This is a genomic window from Pseudomonas sp. JL23 (genome assembly GCF_056933585.1).
On the sequence record NZ_CM167795.1, the window covers coordinates 3,453,105 to 3,473,882 of the forward strand.

Annotated in this window: 20 protein-coding genes and 1 pseudogene; 17 read left to right on the forward strand and 4 right to left on the reverse strand. The window is 52.5% G+C overall.

The window, feature by feature from the left end; genetic code table 11:
• Positions 1–24: 24 nt before the first annotated feature.
• Complete coding sequence (locus AC1Z24_RS15980) at positions 25–648, reverse strand: response regulator (protein ID WP_483741689.1); 624 nt, start codon at positions 646–648, stop codon at positions 25–27.
• Between the two features lie 546 nt (positions 649–1,194).
• Here AC1Z24_RS15980 and AC1Z24_RS15985 point away from each other — a divergent pair.
• Both AC1Z24_RS15985 and AC1Z24_RS15990 read left to right on the forward strand, forming a co-directional pair.
• Positions 1,195–1,878, forward strand: a complete 684-nt coding sequence (locus AC1Z24_RS15985) for an N-acetylmuramoyl-L-alanine amidase family protein (RefSeq protein ID WP_483741690.1) — start codon at positions 1,195–1,197, stop codon at positions 1,876–1,878.
• A gap of 56 nt (positions 1,879–1,934) precedes the next feature.
• Complete coding sequence (locus tag AC1Z24_RS15990) at positions 1,935–2,312, forward strand: lysozyme inhibitor LprI family protein (protein ID WP_483741691.1); 378 nt, start codon at positions 1,935–1,937, stop codon at positions 2,310–2,312.
• Positions 2,313–2,537: 225 nt separating this feature from the next.
• On the opposite strand, the gene AC1Z24_RS15995 is transcribed toward AC1Z24_RS15990, so the two are convergent.
• Positions 2,538–3,632 carry an endo-1,4-beta-xylanase gene (locus AC1Z24_RS15995; protein ID WP_483741692.1) on the reverse strand — a complete coding sequence of 365 codons (1,095 nt, stop codon included), beginning with the start codon at positions 3,630–3,632 and terminating at the stop codon, positions 2,538–2,540.
• Positions 3,633–4,065: 433 nt separating this feature from the next.
• On the opposite strand from AC1Z24_RS15995, the gene AC1Z24_RS16000 reads away from it, so the two are divergent.
• The 6 genes from AC1Z24_RS16000 to AC1Z24_RS16025 all read left to right on the forward strand — a co-directional run bounded on the left by AC1Z24_RS16000 (position 4,066) and on the right by AC1Z24_RS16025 (position 11,263).
• Positions 4,066–4,620 carry a hypothetical protein gene (locus AC1Z24_RS16000; RefSeq protein WP_483741693.1) on the forward strand — a complete coding sequence of 185 codons (555 nt, stop codon included), beginning with the start codon at positions 4,066–4,068 and terminating at the stop codon, positions 4,618–4,620.
• Positions 4,621–4,623: 3 nt separating this feature from the next.
• Positions 4,624–6,525: an integrase gene (locus AC1Z24_RS16005; protein WP_483741694.1), complete on the forward strand. Its 1,902-nt coding sequence runs from the start codon at positions 4,624–4,626 to the stop codon at positions 6,523–6,525.
• Complete coding sequence (locus AC1Z24_RS16010; RefSeq protein WP_483741695.1) at positions 6,522–7,487, forward strand: TniB family NTP-binding protein; 966 nt, start codon at positions 6,522–6,524, stop codon at positions 7,485–7,487. Before AC1Z24_RS16005 ends, AC1Z24_RS16010 begins: the two co-directional genes overlap by 4 nt.
• A 147-nt stretch (positions 7,488–7,634) precedes the next feature.
• A complete protein-coding gene (locus AC1Z24_RS16015; RefSeq protein ID WP_483741696.1) occupies positions 7,635–9,617 on the forward strand; it encodes a TniQ family protein in 1,983 nt (660 codons plus the stop codon).
• Between the two features lie 877 nt (positions 9,618–10,494).
• The gene (locus AC1Z24_RS16020) at positions 10,495–11,010 is read left to right on the forward strand and encodes a hypothetical protein (RefSeq protein WP_483741697.1); all 516 of its coding nucleotides are present in this window, start codon (positions 10,495–10,497) and stop codon (positions 11,008–11,010) included.
• A complete protein-coding gene (locus AC1Z24_RS16025) occupies positions 11,003–11,263 on the forward strand; it encodes a hypothetical protein (protein ID WP_483741698.1) in 261 nt (86 codons plus the stop codon). Before AC1Z24_RS16020 ends, AC1Z24_RS16025 begins: the two co-directional genes overlap by 8 nt.
• Positions 11,264–11,438: 175 nt before the next feature.
• Here AC1Z24_RS16025 and AC1Z24_RS16030 read toward each other — a convergent pair whose 3' ends face one another.
• On the reverse strand, positions 11,439–11,906 hold the full coding sequence (locus AC1Z24_RS16030; protein ID WP_483741699.1) for a helix-turn-helix domain-containing protein: 468 nt from the start codon (positions 11,904–11,906) through the stop codon (positions 11,439–11,441).
• 407 nt (positions 11,907–12,313) lie between these two features.
• Here AC1Z24_RS16030 and AC1Z24_RS16035 point away from each other — a divergent pair, with 407 nt between their 5' ends.
• From AC1Z24_RS16035 to AC1Z24_RS16070, 8 genes and pseudogenes are all read left to right on the forward strand, one after another.
• Positions 12,314–12,679, forward strand: a complete 366-nt coding sequence (locus AC1Z24_RS16035; RefSeq protein ID WP_483741700.1) for a hypothetical protein — start codon at positions 12,314–12,316, stop codon at positions 12,677–12,679.
• A 583-nt stretch (positions 12,680–13,262) separates the two neighbouring features.
• Positions 13,263–13,997, forward strand: a complete 735-nt coding sequence (locus tag AC1Z24_RS16040; protein WP_483741701.1) for a metallophosphoesterase — start codon at positions 13,263–13,265, stop codon at positions 13,995–13,997.
• Positions 13,997–14,359 (forward strand): hypothetical protein, encoded by a 363-nt coding sequence (locus tag AC1Z24_RS16045; protein WP_483741702.1) that lies wholly within the window; start codon positions 13,997–13,999, stop codon positions 14,357–14,359. Before AC1Z24_RS16040 ends, AC1Z24_RS16045 begins: the two co-directional genes overlap by 1 nt.
• On the forward strand, positions 14,343–14,666 hold the full coding sequence (locus tag AC1Z24_RS16050; RefSeq protein ID WP_483741703.1) for a hypothetical protein: 324 nt from the start codon (positions 14,343–14,345) through the stop codon (positions 14,664–14,666). The genes AC1Z24_RS16045 and AC1Z24_RS16050 overlap by 17 nt, the downstream gene beginning before the upstream one ends.
• Before the next feature lie 85 nt (positions 14,667–14,751).
• Positions 14,752–15,156 (forward strand): DUF6957 family protein, encoded by a 405-nt coding sequence (locus AC1Z24_RS16055; RefSeq protein ID WP_483741704.1) that lies wholly within the window; start codon positions 14,752–14,754, stop codon positions 15,154–15,156.
• Between the two features lie 147 nt (positions 15,157–15,303).
• On the forward strand, positions 15,304–15,630 hold the full coding sequence (locus tag AC1Z24_RS16060; RefSeq protein WP_483746638.1) for a DUF6957 family protein: 327 nt from the start codon (positions 15,304–15,306) through the stop codon (positions 15,628–15,630).
• Complete coding sequence (locus AC1Z24_RS16065; RefSeq protein ID WP_483741705.1) at positions 15,617–16,027, forward strand: hypothetical protein; 411 nt, start codon at positions 15,617–15,619, stop codon at positions 16,025–16,027. The genes AC1Z24_RS16060 and AC1Z24_RS16065 overlap by 14 nt, the downstream gene beginning before the upstream one ends.
• 119 nt (positions 16,028–16,146) lie before the next feature.
• Positions 16,147–16,251: pseudogene (locus AC1Z24_RS16070) on the forward strand (AAA family ATPase); the annotation flags it as partial.
• Positions 16,252–16,585: 334 nt separating this feature from the next.
• On the opposite strand, the gene AC1Z24_RS16075 reads toward AC1Z24_RS16070, so the two are convergent.
• The gene (locus AC1Z24_RS16075; RefSeq protein ID WP_483741706.1) at positions 16,586–18,211 is read right to left on the reverse strand and encodes a methyl-accepting chemotaxis protein; all 1,626 of its coding nucleotides are present in this window, start codon (positions 18,209–18,211) and stop codon (positions 16,586–16,588) included.
• 622 nt (positions 18,212–18,833) lie between these two features.
• Here AC1Z24_RS16075 and AC1Z24_RS16080 point away from each other — a divergent pair.
• Positions 18,834–20,756, forward strand: a complete 1,923-nt coding sequence (locus tag AC1Z24_RS16080; protein ID WP_483741707.1) for a HAMP domain-containing methyl-accepting chemotaxis protein — start codon at positions 18,834–18,836, stop codon at positions 20,754–20,756.
• Positions 20,757–20,778 lie beyond the last annotated feature (22 nt).

Sequence of the window (20,778 nt, forward strand, 5' to 3'; positions counted from 1 at the left end):
GTTTAGGCAATATCGACATAGTGGCTACTTGATGGACAGGCTGGAAAATTGTGCTGCCGCGGCTGACCGGGTCGGCACGCCCAATATCTTCAACAGACAGGAAACATGGATGCGCACGGTAAAGGGCGAAATACCCAGCTCTTTGGCAATTTCCTTGTTGGTCTTACCAGATGCGACCAGCACCAATACTTCTTTTTGTCGCCCCGTCAAATGGGTGAGCGCGGGCATTTCCACATCACTGAGAATCGAGCCCTCCGGTTTGTACTTGACCACAGTCTCGCCATTGCGAATGGCGATAAACGCTTCGGCAATGTCTTGCGGATCAATATTTTTGCCGATAAAGCCATCCGCGCCCATCGACATGACCTCTGAAATCGTTTCGAGATTATCGATCATGGACACGACAATGATCGTAGTGCGTTTGAATTCGTTGCGAAGTTCAGCAATGCTACGCAAGCAAGTAAGACCGGGAAATCGCAAGTCCAGCAAGAGCGTATCGATCTCGTCTCCAGAGCGCGCAAGTTCAAGCACTTCATCAAGACTGCCGGCCTGTTCGATCACTGCGTCGGGCACCAGGCGTTCGACGGTTCGCAACAAGCCTTCACGAAATAACGGGTGGTCGTCGGCCACGATAATTCTGCAGGACATGCACTGTGCTTCCACTACTATAAATAGCGCATATCATAACCGATCGCGTATAGCTCGATCAAAAATGATAAAGGTCATATAAAAAATATGTTCATCCCATTGTAGTGATAGTTGTTTTTTGCACAATTATAGTGCGACAGTGTTGACTGTTATAAAACTTCGAAGAACACGTTTGCAAGCGAAACTACACATTCGCTCCATGCCGCGATCATTGGCGCAGATTATGCATTACCGGCAGTATTTCGCCCACACCAGGCCATCTCTCCGATTTAATAGGCTCCGTGCAAATGTATCTGCGGGCTTCGCGCGTGATGCTGCGTTGAAAACAGGCTCGGAACGCTCATTTACAACGTAAAGTCGTGCGCAACCCCGGCCGTTCGTAGCTTACCAATACCAAGGAATCGTACGAATCCCCCCAACACTTAAAGGCCGGTTTTCGCTACACTGCATGCCAACATAAGCGACATTCAGGTGCACTGCATTTTGAATACACCTTTGCGCCCTGATCGACGTCGTTCTATCAACCAATACCGTCGGCAAAATACAATGCTCAAAGTGCTGACTTCGAGAATTATTCCGTTTACTTTCGTGTTGTGCGTCTCGCCTTGTTATGCGGACCGGGTCATCGTCGATACGGGTCACACACCGGCTCATCCAGGCGCAACGGGGGCAAGCGGCAGGGTCGAGCATCTTTACAACCTGGATCTGAGTGCGGCAGTTGCGCGCGATCTTCAGGCCGACGGTGATCGCGTCACGCGTACGGGTGCAGACAGTCGCGAAATCACACTAGCTGACAGACCCGATGCAGAGCCGGGCGCAAACCTGTTCATTTCAATTCATCATGACTCCATGCAGCAGGAGTGGATCAACGCAGGCCGCCGTCGAGAGTTCAAGGGGTACTCGATTTTTGTGTCCATGCGAAACCCGCAATATCAACAAAGCCTTGCCTGCGCAAAGGCAATTGGTGAGAAACTGCTGGCGGCTGGCGAAACACCCTCTCTTTATCACGCGACACCCATCAAAGGCGAAAACCGGCCGCTTATCGATCAAAGGCTTGGTATTCACCGTTTCGATGATCTGATCGTGCTCAAAACGGCCCCGATGGCGGCTTTGCTCGTTGAAGCGGGTGTTATTGCCAATCCCGACGAGGAACCACGCCTGCAGAACCCCGCAACGATTGCGAAGATCGCAGATGCAATTTCGCAAGGGGTCATTGCTTGCCAGCCGTGACCGGAGGGAATATCGCTACTCAGCCAAGAATTTCAACCAAGAGAAGTGAGTGGAAGATGAAGAAGATCGCAATTGTCCTGATGGCTGTCGTATTTCCCCTGGGCGCACACGCTGCGGGGTGTGCCAAGCCGCGTAACGCGTTCGATCAGGTTTACTGTGCTGGCAACCTGTTCTCACAGGCTGACCGCGATCTGAATCAGGAATACACGGGCCTGCGTAAGCATCTCAATCCAACGCAGCAGAGCTCGCTGAAAACTGGCCAACTCGCCTGGATAAAGCAGCGCGATAATCAATGCAGCGAAGAGAAGCCGAGCGGCTACTTCGTCAATCTGGACTGTGCGGTCGACATGACCCAGAAACGTATGGCATTCCTGCAGGAGCGCGAACGCGAGTGCACCAGTACCGGCTGCGTCGAGTCTAAGCTCGGCGAATAAGACTGCGCGAGGGACGTCGTGACGCACGGGGATCTTTTCCCCGCCGTTGCGACGCAAGATTTCTATTGTAGCGTCGAACAAATCGCTCGATACCTCCGCTCAGAAGCTGGTTAATACGCCGCATGACGGGATGTTGGCGCTGCGCGGCCTACTCACCATCTTTGCCAACAAACCTCGATTTCCTACTCTCCCGATAACAGCCGAGTGAATATCGGAGCTCGCTCGTCATACCGCCAGGCAGTGCTCGACGACCCAACTGGCTGGCTTGATCGTTCCCTGTGGCCCGAACACCAGCGGTCGCTGTGCCGATGGTCCCGTCGAAGGTGTAGCACCGGTGCGATGCACGGTATCCCATACACCCCAGGTCAATACAGCTGACACTGTTCCCGTGCCGAGCACCAGTTCCAGGTATCGCTTGTACGTGTCGGCCACGATGGCGTCGCGTTGGTTCACGTCGCCCGTCAACTGACTGTCGTCCACATCGAGTTCAGTGATGTAGATGCCAAGGCCCAGGTCATGCACCTGTCGCAGAAACGCGGCAAGCCCGGGACCGAAGTTGTGCGGGTCCGCAGCGCGCAAATGGGACTGGATGCCCAGCGCATGCACCGGCACGCCGCGCTGCTTCATGGTACGGAGGAGGGCAAGCACGGCGGCGCGCTTGCGCGTGCCAGCAGGTGAGTCGCTTTCCAGTCCGTAATCGTTATAGCAGAGTGCGGCGTCCGGATCGGCACGGTGCGCGGCCTCATAGGCCAGGTCGATGTATCCGGGACCGAGCATCCGGTACCAGAAGGCATCGCGCAGTCCACCTGCCTGCGCGTCGTCGACTTGAATGGCCTCATTGACGACATCCCAGGAGAAGATCTTGCCGCGGTAACGGCCAACCACCGCCGCAATATGTTGCGTCAAGACCTCCTTCGCATTGGCGGGTGTCGCTATGCGGGTAACCCAGTCGGGCAGGGCGCGGTGCCAGCACAGCGTATGGCCGCGCATGCGCTGACGGTTCTCCTGCGCAAACGCGACGATACGATCAACCGGCGCGAAGGCGTAGCGATCCGGGGCGGGATGGACCTGAGCCCATTTCAATGCGTTTTCCGGCACCACGATGGACGCTTGCCGAGCCACGACATCCCGATACGAGGGGTTGGTATCGAGCTGGGCAGCATCCAGCGCGAAGCCGAACGCGAGCCCATGTTCTGCGGCGACCGAGCGCAAAGGCCGGAAGGTGTCGTCGGCGAGCACAGGACGAACACCTAAAAACGGCGCGAAGGCCATGGCCTGCAACGCCGTGGTGAGGAAGCGTCGGCGATTGAATGGCTTCATGCGTGAGCCCCCCTGGGCGTTGTGCTGACAGGCACACTAATCTTCACTAAAACCGGCACCAAGGTCGAGAGGACAAGGGATTACCCAGGATTGGGAAGCGCCGAGCCGGATCCGTTTCACAACGACGAGCAGGAATGATCAGCATGCGGGGGTGTCTGGAATCCGCCGCAGCAGGATGGATGGCAAGTGTTCAATTTCACATATCTCCGGCCGTTCCCTAACCCCTTGAAATTTCGAAACTAAAAATTTAGCTTTCACTAACCTCCGGCAATTTGAACCAAAAAAACGGTAATAAGTGAAATGCACGCTATATAAATCAATAGGTTACATATCTCCGGTAATTTGGACAAGCGGTCTACGCCACTGGCCACCTACGTCTATTCTTCCTCCAGTTGTTATCCGACCATACCGGTCGCTAGCTTGGAGCCGAGCAATGACCTATGTAGGGGCTTTCGCCAATTCGGACATCCACCCAGATCTGCTTATCGTCACCAGCATCCATAAGCCGCCGCGCGAGTCAGTTCGCCTCTGCAGGCTTTCGGATGGTCTGCGGCTTACGCTGCCCCCTTCGCGCGTGCGTGTCATTCCTGACGGCACCGGTGCGTTTGAAGAGCACATGGCTGTTGAAATCAAAAAAGCTCGGAAGCTCTTCAGCTCTCTAGTTGCTCCAGAAGAGCCTCAGAGTGGGGGGCATTCTATGTATGAGTACCTCGAGATCGCGTCCTTGGCTGACGCCAGCTATCGGCTTCCTGCCGTAACTACGTACATCATTCAGCATGAATATAAGATGTTTGCCCATCCTAACTATTCCGTCGCCAATTGCTGGAGACATATCTGCCTACAGTGCGACCTATTGGGCCTTCCGCGCCCAACGCTCGGTTTTGTACGATCACGATTGGCGGTCTACAGCGGCCATCTCTTTCGCGCTGAACTGGGGCAGCTGAAAGGCGATAAATACAGCACTTTAGTCAAGCTACCGCAGCGGTGACCGATGGAATTCAAAGTCGGCGAGCCCGTGTTCAGCAAAGATCGCAGTGGCCTTTTCACGGTTACTGAATACGACGTTGCATCGGACAGCTATATCGTCCAAGCCTCTGACAGGCTGACACCCCCTTTCCTCGCTCCACGGGGTAGCCTGGAGAAAATCAATTCAGAAGCTACAGATCGTATGCGAGTCGAGACGCTCGCTGATGCCGAGCAGCGCGCGAAAGCGGACAGCGAACCCAAACCAGCGTCCCGCTACACACCAGAGCAGATCTTAGCGGCTAAAGGGAGAGAGCGAGTCATCAAGCCCTTGCACGAAGCTGCAGAGGTGACGAAAGAAGATAAGCAACACGCAATGACGAAGCTAGGCATCAAGTCGACAATTCTCAATGAACTATTAGCGAAATACCGTCAGTGGCCCAGTTGGGAATCTCTTATTTCTGGCAAAGCAGGGCGACGCAAAGGCGATACCCGTTTTGATAAGGATATCGAAGACATCATAGCTACTGCTATCGTCGAGGATCATACTGGCCCAGGTGGGACAGTAAAGGCAGTCATAAATGGAGTCCGTGCTCGGTGTTTGCAACGTAATCAGAAAGCTCCGGCAGATGCGACCATCCGGAGACGGTACGCCCAGATTTCAGCTCGCCAGGCTCTCGCTAGTAACAAAGGAGTGAAAGCTGCGCGTGATAAGTTTGATACATTCGATAATGGAGTCTTGACCACTCACGCTCTGCAGATTGTCCATGCAGATAACAGCCCGCTAGACTGTCACGCCGTGGATCCTGAAACTGGAGAATGGCTCGGTAGACCCAACCTGACCATAATTGTGGATGATCATACTCGGTCGTTCCTAGGGTTTTCGCTTTCGTATCGATACCCATCTAGAAACACTCTTGCTGAAGCTATGTTGATGGCCGTAACGTCTAAGATCGACCTCCTTGTAGAATTTGGACTTTCGGGAGCGTATTTCTGGATACAGTACGGCGCCGGAGAGCTCTATCGTGTCGATGGCGGCGGGGATTTAAATGCAAAAACTGTGTTAGCAGCGCTAGCTAAACACGGTATAGAGCCTGACAATCGAATGCGCCCCCAAAGTGGAGGAGAGGTCGAGCGGGGATTCGGTAAGATAAATCCTTTATTTATGCAAAGACTAAAAGGTGCGATAGCCTCCAATCGAAAGATTGCACGTGGCGAAGATCCCCAGTCTACGGCGACGTATAGCGTTACTGACTTATTTATACTGATCATAACTCAGATCTGTATTTGGCATGAGACTCCCGGAGATGATGGTTTTACTCCAAACGAACTGTGGATCAAAAGTTTTGGAATCCAGGATGGGGTGATAAAAGCTCCAAGGACTGTGAAGGATCCTCTTCAGTTTAGAATAGATGCCATGCATGAGTGCTATGTAAGAGTTCGGCGTGAAGGGATATTAACTTTAGGCCTGCTTTATAAGGTTGGGCCATATAGGAATAAAGTTGGCGCGCGTGTTCGGGTCAAGCTTGATCATAACAACCTAAGGCGTGCCTGGGTTGAGTTTGAAGATAAATGGCATGTAATAGAACTGAAGAATAACGAGGCTATCGACAAGAGTCATCCACTCTATGTTCCAAAAACGATGTGGGAGTGGAATATCAAGCGAAAGTCTGGCCTGCCCCGAGGCGAAGTAACCGATCTTGGACTGCGCATGATTAATGATCAACGAGATCTGATGAAAAGCCTGGTTACTGATAGCGAGCAGAGAAGGCTCGAAGAATCAGCTGCTCTGCAGGAGCGTGTGGCGTCTACGTTGCTCCCTACAGGCCTCGACAACGCTACAAACGGGGTCGGCGACAAAAAACCTGAGGATAGCGCTCAACGGCAGCGCGGACCTGCCCCTCCGATGATGGGAGATGATGACCTATGAATCACCTCAATGAAAGGACTCAGCAACTGTTGGAATTGCCTCGCGAGGAGAGGGCGCTGGCCTGCATGCGCGAGATTTTCCTGCTGCACCCTACAGCGATGGCGGCTGAACAGAGTGTCCAACGGTTGTTGTCTTTGCCTCGTACCACCTCTAATCCCGGCATGTCCTTGGTCGCGCTGCCCGGTCTCGGAAAATCTTCATTGGGGCAACGGTGGCAAACGCAAAGCTCCATGCCGGAATCTAAGTGGGCGGGAAAAGTAATCTACATCGATCTCGTCAAGAACATTGCAAACCTCAACATCATGAAGCTCTTCCTAGCCGAGATTGGTACTAGGTTCTACAAAAGGCCCCTTAACCAATCTTACCGGGACGTAGTGACGGCGCAGAGGCTGATCAGGGAAAAAAACGTGCGCGGTGTGTTCATCGATGAGATCCCGCTGGTAGAACAGACGTTGTCGGAGAAGCGGATGAACCGAGAGTACGGAGCGATCAAAGGCTTTGCTGGCGCCGACTGGCAGCTGAATGTGATCCTGAGCGGGACGCCAAAAGGGCTGAATAAGGTCTACGGGGAGGACGACACGCTGAAGTCCCGATTCAACCTCAGGGTAGCCGCGCTCGCCCCATGGGACAATGATTATGAGGGCGAGTCTTTCATTCGAGGCTATCTGTACTACATGCCCCTGATGCAGCCATCAGTCGTGAATGACACGCTCTTGGACAATCTGAAAGCATACGCCAAGACAACGGCTTTGGTCGATGGAGCGTACATCACATACTGCTCCCGCCGCGCTCTTAAAGATATCTTGGCGGAGGCTTGCCGTATGGCGGTGGAGAGCGGACAGGAATACATCAATGCCGACAGCATTCTTCATGCCTGGAACAGCATGCAGGGCAAGACCGATGCTCTGAAAAAACTGAAAGTCCGGGAAGTCCCGGCGCAGGCGATTATCCCCAAACTCTGATATGCACTCAAATCGGCGCGGTCATGCAGATGCCCTGAGCGGATTCAGAGGCACTTCTGCCCGCGACCGACCTTACTAGTCCAGCAGGTGTGGTGGGCTCATACAGAGTCCACAAGAGCCCGAACAGGCTTCAGGAGGATTAAATTTTTGGTCAGGCACGACACCCTTGAATTTTGGTCTGATGACTCTGGCAATCAAGAAGCGCTGAACGACTGCCTTGAGCTCTTGACCTGCCAGCGTGAGCCGGCGTTACTTGGTCGACGTGAAGTGCTGATGATCCTTGCAGAGCCTGGTTGCGGAGCCACGGCCTTTGCTAGGCAGCTCAATTTCCGACTGGGGGAACGGGGACAACGTGTTCTACTGATGAACAAGGTCTCTGTCCTTGATCCTGGCCGCTTCAAATCCAATCTGGACGTCTCGCTTCAGATTCATGAAATTAGCAAAAAGGCTGGGTCTACCTCGGCCAGCCTGCATCGCTTGCAGCGAGCTGTATTGAAAGCCCGGCATTACGACACCTTCATTGTTCACGACCTTGAGAATTACGGGAGCGATGAGGTTGATGAGTTAATCAATGCGGCGGCTATTGTCGAGCTTATTCGAGGTAGCCCCGAGGCCAGATTCGTGCTCATGGGTGTCCCCTCTAAGGCTGGATGGATGAAGGTTGCGTTGAGAGATGCCAATATCGAAAGCAGAACGTTGCACCTGCTGCCGATGCCCGCTGACGCGCGGTTCGGTCACTTCATCACAAGTCTGGCTTTATGTCTCCAGCAGCCGTACTCGGTAGAACGTATAGATGAGATAGATGTTACTGCTGTGCATGCAATGTCGAAAGGGAAGGTAGGACTAGCGGTAACGACATTGATGCAGCAGATCGTCGATCGCTCTACAGAAACGTCAACCGACCACCTCGAACACCGCAAACCCCACGAAGCGCACCAGCACTACGACGTAGCCGAGGTTACGTCTGAAATCTCCACCATGTGGGTCGAGGCTTATCAGGAAGATGAATCGGTGTCCTGCGATCATGGCGAAGCGGTAGGTCATACAGGAAGCGGTAAGCAGACACCTGTCATCGCAGCGGAGCCATCCATGACGGATCTGCGGCATTCCTTTCCAGCCATCGACAACGAGTCATTCTCCTCCTGGGTGGCGAGACTCAGCATGGTGGTGACGCACAGCTCTGAGTACATGCTGGTTGAGGAGCTCATTGAACTCTGCAGTAAGGGCGGAGCCGACCCTGACATGCAATTCGGCAATCTTGAGCTGCTTCGATCGCTGAGCGTGGCAGATCGACTCTACATATCCGAGCACTTTAGAATGGCCGTCGCTGAGATGATCCCCTACCAGCAGGCTCTCAATTACTGTCCAGCATGCTTCACATGCGATCTCGCAGCGGGTGTGAGCCCGGCCTGGCGACTTGAATGGCGACAGGCGCGACGGTGTGTGTGTTTGCGGCACGCTGCGCCCGTGATGCTTGAGAGATTCGGTACGTCAGGCTTCACGCTCTTGGACAAGGCCTGGCGAGCTTACGCGGAGTACATCGACAGCCCAGCCTCCAGGCTCACGACCAAATTTCCCCTTCAGCACTCATCATCCAATCAGGCAGAGAAAGACAGCGATCGTCTTGTTGCATTGACGGCCAAAGTCCAATCCTGGTTCGAGGGGTTATTGGCTACGACTTCGCCTTCCGCAGATGCCGCAGAGTTCTTGTTGGCATGCTGGCTTCAAGACTCAAGCGAGACTGGCGCTCAAGGTTTTGCCCGATCGTACTTTTTTTCCCGTACATCAAAGCCAATATCCGCGACAAAGCGCCAGGAAGGTAAACTGTCATCTCAACTTAAGCCAGATTCATCGCGGCCTCGTGATGTCGCGGTTGCCTACTGGATGCTGGGAATAGCATTCAATGTGATTGACTCAGCCGATGCGCTCTTCATAAGAGGCACTACTCAACCGTACTCCATTCCGTTCCCGGTTTCTCGCGAAGAGGTTGGTTTATTAGGTTTGCTAGCACTCAATAAGAGGCAGAAAAAGAGTTACTTGGCCTTGGCAAAAACTAAGCTTAGCGAAGAAGAGTTTGAGAGCATCGCTTGGGCCTTTACAATTAAACGTCGGCGCAAGCGTAGGTATTAACGCGCAGGCAATGGCGTGCTAACTCGACTTGGATATTATCCACTGTAAAGTTTTGAGAGATGGCGCCAGCCCATCCCGACTCCGATTCATTCTTGACCACCTCGATCGCGAAGCCAATTGCTCTACCTCTGAATTACTGAAGCGATCACGGCTCATCTGGCACTGAGTCGCTTGGGCATTTTGCTTGCTACCCGCCGCGAACCAGGCACAGAGAGAAGCCCGCTCTGACAGACCGACGAGAATGCTGTGACCGTGAACCTAGCAGCAGCTTTCCAGCACGCGTGCCCAGACAAAGGATGACGTCGTTTTAGGGTGATATTGATAGGGGCAGACGTCCCCATCCTGCGCCAGGTTCGGCTTGCTCATGTTTGACTTCGACTACAATCGACATGCCAAGCATGCGGCAAGATGCTGATGTCCTTGGGACTTCTCAGCCATCGCGGCGCGGCATGGTTCCCTCGTATCCGTGTATTGGCTTCTATCGGGCAAGACGAGCGGCAGGGGGATCAGGCTGATCCATCCGTCCCAGATGGCTTAATCTGTGCTATTTATCAATCTATTGATAAATGGCTGATGCAAGGGCAATAGCGCCACCTTTTGAGAAAGGGGTGGGGGATTATTTCTTTCTGAGTAACAGTCGAAACGGCGGTTAATCTGTCTTGAAGAAAACTCATGTTCCCGGAAATGAGGTCTATGCCTCGTGGTTTGCCAGTCCGACATAAGGTAATGCAGGCGGGCCTTTCGAAGCATAATTAATTGAAAAATCACAGGATTTCATCGTTATTTGTCGCCTTTCGATACAGGTTTTTCTCCAGGTCGAAGGCTATTATACTGGGTATGTCGTCTCTCGAATCCTCTCTCGAAGCCGGAGTCATCGATGGTCAGAACGCACACGCTTGTCGAGTACAGGCTCAAGGAGTTTGAGCTTGAGCAGGCCTTGCGCAACCTCAAAAAGCAGCAGGAAGGACTCGATTACAAGCTGGACGTAGAGTTTTACCATAAGCTTGAAGAGTTGACCGAGCGCCATGGATACAGCATGACACAGGTGTTTGATCTGCTGATGTCACGGTATGAGGGATCAGCTGAACGAGCTAGTGGCGGCGCCGTGGATCTGAACGCGAGAACCAATACTGCGCTTCTGGAAATGATGCAGCGCCTGGAGCCAAGACGTGATCTATCGCCAAAAGATGTAGACGGCATGCCAAACAAGTCTTCAACTGGGTGTTCCGCCAAATCAAAATCTAATTCTGAGGTGTATTCAAAGTCAGATCGGAATCCGGCTCAGGAGAGTGGATTTTATTCCCTTAACGGTCGCAGTGCGGAGCATGATCTGAATCTGGCGACTGATGTGGAAGATAATGACTCTAAGGTCGGAGAAAAGTCTCATGACTAGCGTGGAAGAATTTATCGAGCTTAGCAATAGAATAACGATGGAGTATGAGGCGATTGCGCCGCTTTTGCGTGATCCTGAAGTTATTAAGGTCGCACATTTTTTGGCTGAATTAGATAACTTGGCCGGGGAATATGATTTCAGCTCACTTGAAATAATGGCGCTAATAGATCCTGGCCGCGCGCTGCAACTTGGTGACTCCAGATTTAAACTCGCCAAGACGCAAAAGCGTGGCAAGCGTGCCGTGCGCCAGTGAGTCCTGCCTGCGAACCCCAAGCGTCGCAGCCTCAGTCTTGGCAAAGCTTCGGTAAGGCTGACTTCACCTGAGTCCTGACATCTCCTGCGGCCTCATGGCTCGAACTAAAAATGCGCTTGGATGGCGGATGCCGTCAAACCCTCCAATCATAAGCACCATCAACACCCTGAGGTCGTCAGTCAGGATCGCGCCAATATCTGCTTACTGTCATCTTGTTCACACTCAGATTTTGGGATGTCTGAGCCTGAGTCAGTCCCTGAGTTTTGCATTCCTGAATCGACGCCCTCAAGGCCCGGTCGATCACCCGGCCGGCGGGGCGGGCGAGCAGCTCGCCACCGCTCAATTCAGAGCGGGCAGCAGCCAAGATGCCTTCGGCCTCGAAGGCTTTCATCTGTGCGGCAAACTTTGCTATCAGATCATCGACTGTCAGGTCTTCTTTGAGCGCGGTGACCGCTCCGATGAGGGCAAGGATGCTGATGCCCAGCGCGTCCGACAAATCCTGCAGCTTGTCCAATGTAGGACTCGACTTGCCGTGCTCAAGCTGACTCAGATACTGACGATTGCTCCCTTCGGGAATTGACTCCTGGGTCAACCCTTTGTGAGCTCGCAGCGCGCGAAGAATCGCGGCTAAAGGTACCTTCATCGACACAGGCATTCCTCAAAACCGAGGATGTAGCCATGTTGTGCCGTAACACTCTACCGTATATAGTAGTCGTACAGTTACGGCGTGAGCGCGTGGCTCGACCTACCCCTGCGTGGGTACGGGGCAGGCGGGTGAGGGCAGCGGCTCAGGGCGACATCTCTCTACCAGATATCAATTTAGCCCTAAACCGTCGATTGTGATTTTTCTCCTCCATCCCTAAGCAAGCTGCAGATACCAGGCCAGCAGAGGTTACGTTCGGGTATTGGCAATCAGGCGAAGAGGCGGACTTGAGACTGGATGAACAGATCAGCGCGTGAAGTCAGTTAGCGGTGGTCTCCCGCAATCGATGTGCAGCAACAGAGCAGCGTCGCGTGCCGAGATGCCTGGATTTATGCGAGGAACCACAAGTGAACAACCCAGCATTCCCAGACCCTTCGGCATTCATAGTCAAAACCTTCGGATCGACGATTAGAGACCTGACCTTCAACAGGCTACCAACGGTGATTCAAAATGCGAAAGCGGCGATACCAGAGGATGACGTAGTGGGGTTTCTTTTATGCGCGCTGTATCGACCGCCGCGAATGACTGGGTTGATCTTCTGTAACCAGTTGAGCCTCTTACCTCCAGGCCTGCCAGCTCACACGCCGCCAGTTGTAAGGCGGTTTCACCGCAACGGATACCTGGTGGTAGAGGCGGACACGGGTGGATTGTTCGTGGTGGCCCACCATTACTTCGAAAACGGTGCTATCAGGCCTTTTTTCGAAGTGCATTGAACACAGGACATCAACACAGGACATCACGCCTGGACAGATCGAGTGAATTGCCATGCCTACAGCCTATGAGTCCTTGAACAGCTTGCAAACCGCCGCGGAGGTCAAGCCGATCTCGATTCCCGCGTGCGTCGAACGTGCTATAGCCGTGCAGTTTGAATTTTCGGCCACCGCTTACATGTGCTGCGCGAGTGTGGATCACGAAATCAACTGCCTGGTAGGTGTGGTTTACCAAGAACAACGCGGGCGTTTTCGAGATGGAGCGACCGTTCGGACGTCCTCGCTACGTCGAAGGTTCGAGAGCCACGGATACCACGTCTTCGAAACGAGCAATGGCAGCTCATACGTTGTTTGCGAGTGGGCACCGGACGGACTGAGCCCACGATTTTCTGGCGTACGCCACTAGGCATTTGGGCCACGAACCCCGCAAGCAAAGTCGTTAAAGGCCACATGAACTATCAAACGTATTCGGAAACAGCAAAGCCCATAACGGTGCCGGCGAGGTGGTCAAACAGGTGAGCAAATACTCACACCGTGCAACCTCTAAACCACCTTGAAACACAGCAAACTCATAAGTGACCAAGCGATGAAGCTACGAATTTATTCAGACCTGCATAACGAATTTCACCGCTTTGACCCGCCGGCCCTCGATCCCGACGTCGACCTGGTGATTCTCGCCGGGGACATCGATAAGAAAGCTCGCGGCGTAAAATGGGCCAATGAAACGTTCCGGTGCAAGGTCGCTTACATCAGCGGCAACCACGAGTACTACGATGGGCACATCGACCGGACTTTGCGCAAAATGCGAGATGCTGCAGGAAGCCATGTACACGTCCTGGAAAATCAGTCCCTCATCATCAACGGCACCCGCATCTTAGGCACCGCGGCATGGACGGACTTTTCCTCAACGGGCGATCAGGTCGCCGCGAGCAAAATGGCTTGGCAATGGATGAACGACTTCAACTACATCCGGGCTGATGCGGGGTACCGACGCCTTAGACCCGATGACCTCGTCACTCGCAACCATGTAGCCAAGGCGTGGCTGGCTGAGCAGCTTGCCCAGCCTTTTGAAGGCAAAACGATCGTCATAACCCATTACTCACCATCACCCGTTGTCGTCGGAACTAAACATGACGGGCATCTGAATGCTGCATACACCAACGACTGGCCAGGGCTTATCGAAAAGGCAGATCTGTGGGTATTCGGTCATACGCATCAGGCAGTAGATGTCGAGCTAGCTGGATGTCGGGTCGTCTCAAACCCTCGGGGATACCCGCGAGAGCAAACGGGGTTTGATCCCCTGTTTGAAATACAAATCTGATGAGCACCGATGTTTTGAAACGAATGATTGGATCGCCCAAAATCAGCTCACGCATTGCACGGACGGCGGCCGGCCAAGCGCCGTTACCAGCAGAAGTCGAGCGTGCTATGACCTATGACTGGGGTGTTCTTGTCGATGCCTATCTCATGGATGCCGGTCGGGTGGGGGATAGATACGCAGCCACTGTTTTCTGTGATCGCTCCGGCAGAGCCGGCGACGGCGTCACGGTCGCAACGCCCGCTGTAGAGCACGTATCCACGCAGGGTGGTTTTCAACTACTGCGTGCGGTAGCTGCGTCCGATCATTACGTGATCGTCTCCGAGCTCCCTAAAGAGAGAGGTAGCGATGGCGACCGCGATTGAATGGCCAGCGCTTATCTTGAAGGCGTCCACGGTCAAATTTGCCGAGCCCATCACTGGCTACCTATGGATGCCAGAGGCGAAATTTCCCTGTGTGATCGGAAGGGTCTACCTGGATCGCACGGGTCGCTTCAAAGATGGTCGCCTGATTCGCACGTCTGTGGTCATGTCGTTGTACGAAGAGGCTGGGTATGTGGTTGCAGTTACTATCGCCAAGAGTCGATATGTGCTGGTTCACGATCGGGGGCGAGCAGATGCTTACCCAAACGAGGAAACCGGGTTTCGTGCTGACTTCGTGGTTGAGGTTTGATCATGTTGCCAACGGCTGACGAGCAGTTTTCACGCTACGCCTCGTATCGGATAGAACTTGAGGCATTTATCTGCGTGAGAAACTTATGAGTGAGATTTTGACGGCTGTCACAGAGCTGCTTTATGGCCCCGGGGAAACGATCCGTGGCTTCGACGGCAATGAAGCGCAGGCTGAAGCAGAAGCTATTTTGAATTTCAATGGCAAAGCCTATTGCGTAGTCAAACAGTGGATCCTCGTCGAGATTGAAGTCGACGATAACTACCGACGCGAGCTTGCTAACGCGGGATTTTTCCCCTACGTGCTGTACGCATCCGACGTGAGAGTGCATAGCGCAGGGAAGCGTCAGGCAGGCGACTGGGTTCGAAGTACCTTTCAGCGTGCTTTCCGGCTCGGCTATCTGTTTGAGACCAAAAATACGACGTATCTGCTGGCGGGTAATGGTCAGCGGAAGAAGGCGAGCGCCAAGACGATATTGTCAATTATTGAGTGAGTGTTAAGCGTGGGTGGGATACAAGTAACGCCGAGCAAGGTGGACGATTCGGATACTGATTTAGTAGGAGACTTGCTGTGGTCTCCGGCTCATATAGCATTTGGCTCGGGCCTGGACGACGAACAGCTACTAAAGGCGGCGTCGGAGATGTTCGCAGGGCAGCAGGTCTGCATTGTCCGTCATTGGATGATTATTCAGGTCGGGCTCGATCTGGATGCCAAGCGGCTGCTCAAAAGTCGCGGACTAAAGCCAGTGGTTGTGTACGCAAATACTGTAGTCGGCGCGCCCACCGGGAACGAATTTGGTGTGTTGTCTGGGTATCAGCGGTGCTTTGAGGATTGCTTCTTTCAAAGCGACGAGATGTTCTTTGTTCTCGCGGGTCGAGGATCATTCAAAGAGGCAGACGAACAGGCCGTTAGGGCGTTGGCGCGGCGATGTCGCATTGATCCAGGAGAAAGCTTTGACCGACGATGATCTGTTGCCGTTGCTCCGTACGCGTTATCCAGCGCTGCTCGACGATCCTGCGTTGAGAGAGATTGCGTGCCTGCCGGGTTGGCTCGACTTGCTGGATGAGCTTTGCAAAGCGTTAGCATTGCATCTGCGGGAACACCCAGAGATCGAGCCACTAAAGGTGGTACGCATCAAAGAGAAATGGGGAGGGCTTCGGTTTCATTACAACGGCGGCGACGATCTTTGTCGACGAACTGTGGATGCTGCGCAGAATTCGTCACTAACTATTTGCGAAATCTGTGGCGCGGCAGGATTGCTTGGTGGACTCCGTTATTTGACCGTCCGCTGTTCTCTGCATGCCGAGTTGCCGCCGGATGAAGATCCGGAGGGGGAGAGCGGTGATACCTTCACCCAAGAGTGACCAGACTCGCGTTCGTTGCTACCCCCATCACTGTGCAAATTGGAGCAACTGAAGACGGTTAGGTTTTCGCAGCATGATGATGAGCAAGAAAGCTTGCTTCTGTTCGTTGGCGTCGAGGCACTTACCGTCTGCAGCAGAGCACCCTGGCTGACCAGACAAAGATCAAGACACGAGAACGTAAGCGTAAGGAAGAAGATGCAGTTGAGGACGATGAGCCATTTTGATTCCCATCGGAAAATGCCCTGGGTCATTTTTCAATCGGCAGGGTGGGTCAGTTTTCAATCAGCGCCAACAGCCTACCGCTATATGGTGGCGAATGTGTTGCTAGCGATCGCGTATGCTGGCAGAGTGTCTAACTAAATGAATAGAATCTGCTACTTGGGAGTTGCATTTAGGCACGGTCTGCTACAGATCGTGGCGCATACAAAAGCACTGCATATAACCTGCAGACACGCCTGATACCAAGGGCACTCGCTGAGGCTCAAACGCAGCCCGACGGCGTTGCCCTCGAATATCGTCGGCTCAATGACTTAGAACAAGTCCCAGCTTGGACTGATTTCAAATCTTGAACCGGCCTACCATCTGGTTGAGCTCAACGGCCAAGCGCGACAGCTCGTGGCTCGCAGAGTTGGTCTGATCGGCTCCGGCCGAAGATTGCAATGATAGATCTCGGATGTTAACCAGATTACGATCAACCTCCCTCGATACCTGAGCTTGTTCTTCTGCAGCGCTAGCGATGACAAGATTTCGATCCGATATCAAATTGACGCTCTGAGTAATCTCTTCAAGCGCATGACCAGCGCTCCTTGCTGCATCCAACGTTGCCTGTGCACGGACACTGCTGTTCTGCATTGACGCCACTGCCTGGCTGCTGCCTTGTTGGATACCATTCACCATCACTTCAATCTCTTGGGTAGATTGCTGGGTGCGATGGGCGAGGGCTCGAACTTCATCGGCGACAACGGCGAAGCCTCGGCCGGCTTCCCCCGCCCGTGCAGCCTCAATGGCGGCGTTCAGGGCCAATAGATTGGTTTGCTCCGCAATCGCCCGAATGACATCCAATACCTTGCCGATATCACGTGTTTGTTCCGCGAGGCGACGAATTTGTTCAGCCGTGTCCCCAACGTCTTCATTCATCTGCTCAATTGCAATGACGGTCTCTTGCACGCGTTGGCGACCTTGCATTGCTGAGGTGCTGGATTGTTGCGAAGCGGTTGATGTGCTTACGGCATTGTTAGCCACTTCCTCGACAGCGGCTGTCATCTCGTTAACGGCGGTAGCGGCTTGTTCGATTTCGTTATTTTGTTGTTGAAGAGACCGTGACCCCTCCTCAGTAACAGCGTTTAGCTCTTCCGCAGCGGAAGCCACCTGCGTCGCAGACCCAGAGATTTGTTGCAGCGTATCGCGGAGATTGAGTTGCATCTTATGCAGAGCCTTTTGCAAGCGCGATACTTCGTCACGGCCGCGTGGCTCAAGCGCCTGGGTAAGGTCACCACTCGCCACATTTTCTGCGGCTTGCACTGCCTCATCGAGAGGGCGAACAATGCTGCGTGTGAGGATCACCGCCAAGAGGACTGTCATGATTGCTGTAAGCGCCAGCACCGCGATGATGACATTACGTGCGGATATGTACTCGCCCGTGGAATCTGAAACCGCTGTATCCGAGTCCTTGCGATTGACGTCCAGAAGCCATTGAAGCAACGGAGCCATCTGATCTGAGTAACGTTTAAGGTCACCGTTGATCAAGCCAAGAAGCTCCGAGTCTCGATTCGCAAGGGATACCTCGCGTAGTTTGTCCTGAGCGCCTAAATAATTACCGAGAGCCTCTTTGAACTGCCGAAACTTTTCAGCTTCCTCTGCACTGCCGACAAGAGGGGCGTATTCCTCTACGCTCGCGCTGACTTTTTTAGATAGCACCTCAAGGCGAGCCTCTCCTTTGTCTATATCTGCCTTCGTGCGACCCACGGCTATGGTGTACGAGACAGTGCGCAAGCGCGTCGTGGTGTCTGCTAATTCACCAAGAATCCGGGTTGATGCGAGGCAATCTTCCGCGATGTCCATGGTTGCGTTATGAAGCCCCGCCATCTTCTGGAGGCTCATTAATCCGAGAAACAGCACAAGCAACGCCATGATGCCGAAGAAGGCCGATGCTCGTGGGGCTATACCAAGGTTGCGCAAATTCATGATCGCTGTTCTCGATGATCGATATCAAAATGCCATCGGCAGCATGCCGAGTATTGTGACGGTTTAGTGAATTATTAACTGGTTGAGACTTATCCGCAGCGGCGACTGATTAAAGGTGTAAAAATATCTTGACAGGCGCTTGTGGGGCATGGTTTGGAAAGATCCGGTTTGTGCTAACTTTTTCATGCTTTTATGATTAATTGACTGGAATTTACGGTCGTTACTTCAGCCTTGTGATCTCTTCGAACAGGCTTTCGATGAGTAAGGATAAAAACATGTCAGCGGCAGTATGAAACCGCATAAAAGTTTTCTTTTGAGTCGCCAGGATACAGAAGCTTAATAGGTCTTTACATTAGCTAAAGCTGTACAGCTATGACAAACGCCTTAACCTAAATTAATTCACTATGATGCCTGCCGCGAAATGAGCTGTAAACGTCCTCAGGCTCTAAATTAATGGCATTAAGCGCCAATATCTCAGTTACTGAATTGCAGGCTTTTTTAAAGAAAAATCTATCAAGTCCTCGGGTATGCTGCCGAGATAATATGTGAAAGCGTAGATTGCTGATTATAAAAATAAATTCTCAGTCTGCAGGATGCGCTCAAATAAACGTGGGGGGCAGTTATGAGCAGCATGTTAGAGAATGTAAGTGTTAAAATGAAATTGGCGCTAGGTTTTGGAGCGGTTTTGTTTTTTACAGCAGTATTAGCTCTTGTAGGTTGGATTGGTCTAGATAAGCTTGTGAGTCGAACGGAAAAAGTAGGCGAACTTGCAAGTTTTGCTAACATGCTCGCTGAGTTGCGCGTCTCTCGTCTGCAATATATGCTTCTTGATGGCGATGAGGTTGCAGCGCAAAACGTTCAAAAAAAACTCGATGATTTCTCGCAGAAGCAGAAATATCTTCTGACAACCTTTGTGAGTCCACTTAATTACAAAGCATTGAACCAGTTAACTGAAGTTGTTGGTAAGTATCGGTCATCTCTTAATCGAATGCGAGTTGCTTACGAAAGCAGCTCTAAAGCACGCGCTGCAATGCGTACTAAGGCCGAGCAGGCAGACAATCTGATCACAGAGCTTAATAATACCGTGTCGGCATTAGATCCTTCCACTTCTGAGCGATCAGATCGGCTCATGCTCGTTGCTGGCGCGCGTATGGATCTCCAGCTTGTCCGCTATGAAGTGCGCGGTTATACCGGTAACCCCAGCGACCAGACAGAACAAGCTGCTTTTAAACAATTGGAAATTACTATTAATGGTATCCAGAAACTAAAGGCAATATTTCAGATAACAAATGGAGGTGCCCTCTCTCAGCTTGAAGCCAGCATGCTCAGCTATAAGGATTCTGTGCAAGGCTTCAAGGAGGCGGCATCAGAGATTCTAACTGCACGCAAGGACTTGACCGCTCAGGGAGAAGCTATAATGAACATAGGAGTTGAACTTAATCGGATCCAACAAAATTTGACTACTCAAGATATTTCTCAGAGTCGCACATTGCAGATAGGGTGCACATTGATAGTCTTGCTGTTCGGAGTTATTGCAGCAATTATTATTACTCGACAAATAACGCAGCCATTGCGGGAAACGCTGGACGTTGTTAACCGTATTGCCAGTGGCGATCTGAGCCAAACGTCCATCATCACTCGTCGTGACGATCTTGGGGTATTGCAAAAAGGCATCCAGCAAATGGGAAGTACTCTGCGTGACCTGATAAGCGGAATTCGTGATGGTGTCACCCAAATAGCAAGTGCAGCCGAAGAGCTCTCGGCAGTCACAGAACAGACGAGTGCAGGAGTCAATAATCAGAAAACCGAGACCGACCAGGTCGCAACCGCCATGCATGAAATGTCCGCAACAGTACACGAAGTGGCACGCAATGCTGAACAGGCTTCAGTTGCAGCCTCCGAGGCTGATAAAGAAGCCCGTGAGGGCGATAAAGTCGTGGGCGAGGCCATCCTTCAGATAGAAAAGCTCGCCGCAGAAGTTTCACGGTCAACTGAGGCGATGACCACACTTGAATTGGAAAGCAGTAAGATTGGAAAAGTGATGGATGTGATTAAAACCGTAGCCGAGCAAACCAATTTACTGGCGCTTAACGCGGCCATCGAAGCTGCCCGTGCGGGTGAAGCCGGGCGTGGTTTTGCGGTAGTCGCGGATGAAGTACGTGGGCTTGCGCAACGTACTCAACAATCAACCGAAGAAATTGAAGGTTTAGTCGCGGCACTTCAAAACGGAACCCGTCAAGTTTCAGAAATAATGGTCGAAGGCAGAAATCTTACAGAAACTAGCGTTGCTCTCACGCGTAAAGCTGGCACATCCCTGGAAAGCATTACTCGAACAGTCTCCAGCATCCAAGCCATGAATCAACAGATTGCAGCGGCGGCTGAACAGCAAAGTTCTGTCGCTGAGGAAATCAGCAGAAGTATCTTGAATGTGCGGGACGTATCCGAACAAACTGCCGCTGCCAGTGAGGAAACAGCTGCCTCTAGTGTCGAATTGGCGCGTTTGGGGAATCAACTACAAATGCTGGTTAGCCACTTCCGTATTTAAGTAATATTACTTTATTGTGGTG

Bases quoted from the DNA above. Each gene is read 5' to 3' on its own strand.
- AC1Z24_RS15980 (WP_483741689.1), bottom strand. From the start codon at position 648: ATGTCCTGCAGAATTATCGTGGCCGACGACCACCCGTTATTTCGTGAA.
- AC1Z24_RS15985 (WP_483741690.1), top strand. From the start codon at position 1,195: ATGCTCAAAGTGCTGACTTCGAGAATTATTCCGTTTACTTTCGTGTTG.
- AC1Z24_RS15990 (WP_483741691.1), top strand. From the start codon at position 1,935: ATGAAGAAGATCGCAATTGTCCTGATGGCTGTCGTATTTCCCCTGGGC.
- AC1Z24_RS15995 (WP_483741692.1), bottom strand. From the start codon at position 3,632: ATGAAGCCATTCAATCGCCGACGCTTCCTCACCACGGCGTTGCAGGCC.
- AC1Z24_RS16000 (WP_483741693.1), top strand. From the start codon at position 4,066: ATGACCTATGTAGGGGCTTTCGCCAATTCGGACATCCACCCAGATCTG.
- AC1Z24_RS16005 (WP_483741694.1), top strand. From the start codon at position 4,624: ATGGAATTCAAAGTCGGCGAGCCCGTGTTCAGCAAAGATCGCAGTGGC.
- AC1Z24_RS16010 (WP_483741695.1), top strand. From the start codon at position 6,522: ATGAATCACCTCAATGAAAGGACTCAGCAACTGTTGGAATTGCCTCGC.
- AC1Z24_RS16020 (WP_483741697.1), top strand. From the start codon at position 10,495: ATGGTCAGAACGCACACGCTTGTCGAGTACAGGCTCAAGGAGTTTGAG.
- AC1Z24_RS16025 (WP_483741698.1), top strand. From the start codon at position 11,003: ATGACTAGCGTGGAAGAATTTATCGAGCTTAGCAATAGAATAACGATG.
- AC1Z24_RS16030 (WP_483741699.1), bottom strand. From the start codon at position 11,906: ATGAAGGTACCTTTAGCCGCGATTCTTCGCGCGCTGCGAGCTCACAAA.
- AC1Z24_RS16040 (WP_483741701.1), top strand. From the start codon at position 13,263: ATGAAGCTACGAATTTATTCAGACCTGCATAACGAATTTCACCGCTTT.
- AC1Z24_RS16045 (WP_483741702.1), top strand. From the start codon at position 13,997: ATGAGCACCGATGTTTTGAAACGAATGATTGGATCGCCCAAAATCAGC.
- AC1Z24_RS16050 (WP_483741703.1), top strand. From the start codon at position 14,343: ATGGCGACCGCGATTGAATGGCCAGCGCTTATCTTGAAGGCGTCCACG.
- AC1Z24_RS16055 (WP_483741704.1), top strand. From the start codon at position 14,752: ATGAGTGAGATTTTGACGGCTGTCACAGAGCTGCTTTATGGCCCCGGG.
- AC1Z24_RS16060 (WP_483746638.1), top strand. From the start codon at position 15,304: ATGTTCGCAGGGCAGCAGGTCTGCATTGTCCGTCATTGGATGATTATT.
- AC1Z24_RS16075 (WP_483741706.1), bottom strand. From the start codon at position 18,211: ATGAATTTGCGCAACCTTGGTATAGCCCCACGAGCATCGGCCTTCTTC.
- AC1Z24_RS16080 (WP_483741707.1), top strand. From the start codon at position 18,834: ATGAGCAGCATGTTAGAGAATGTAAGTGTTAAAATGAAATTGGCGCTA.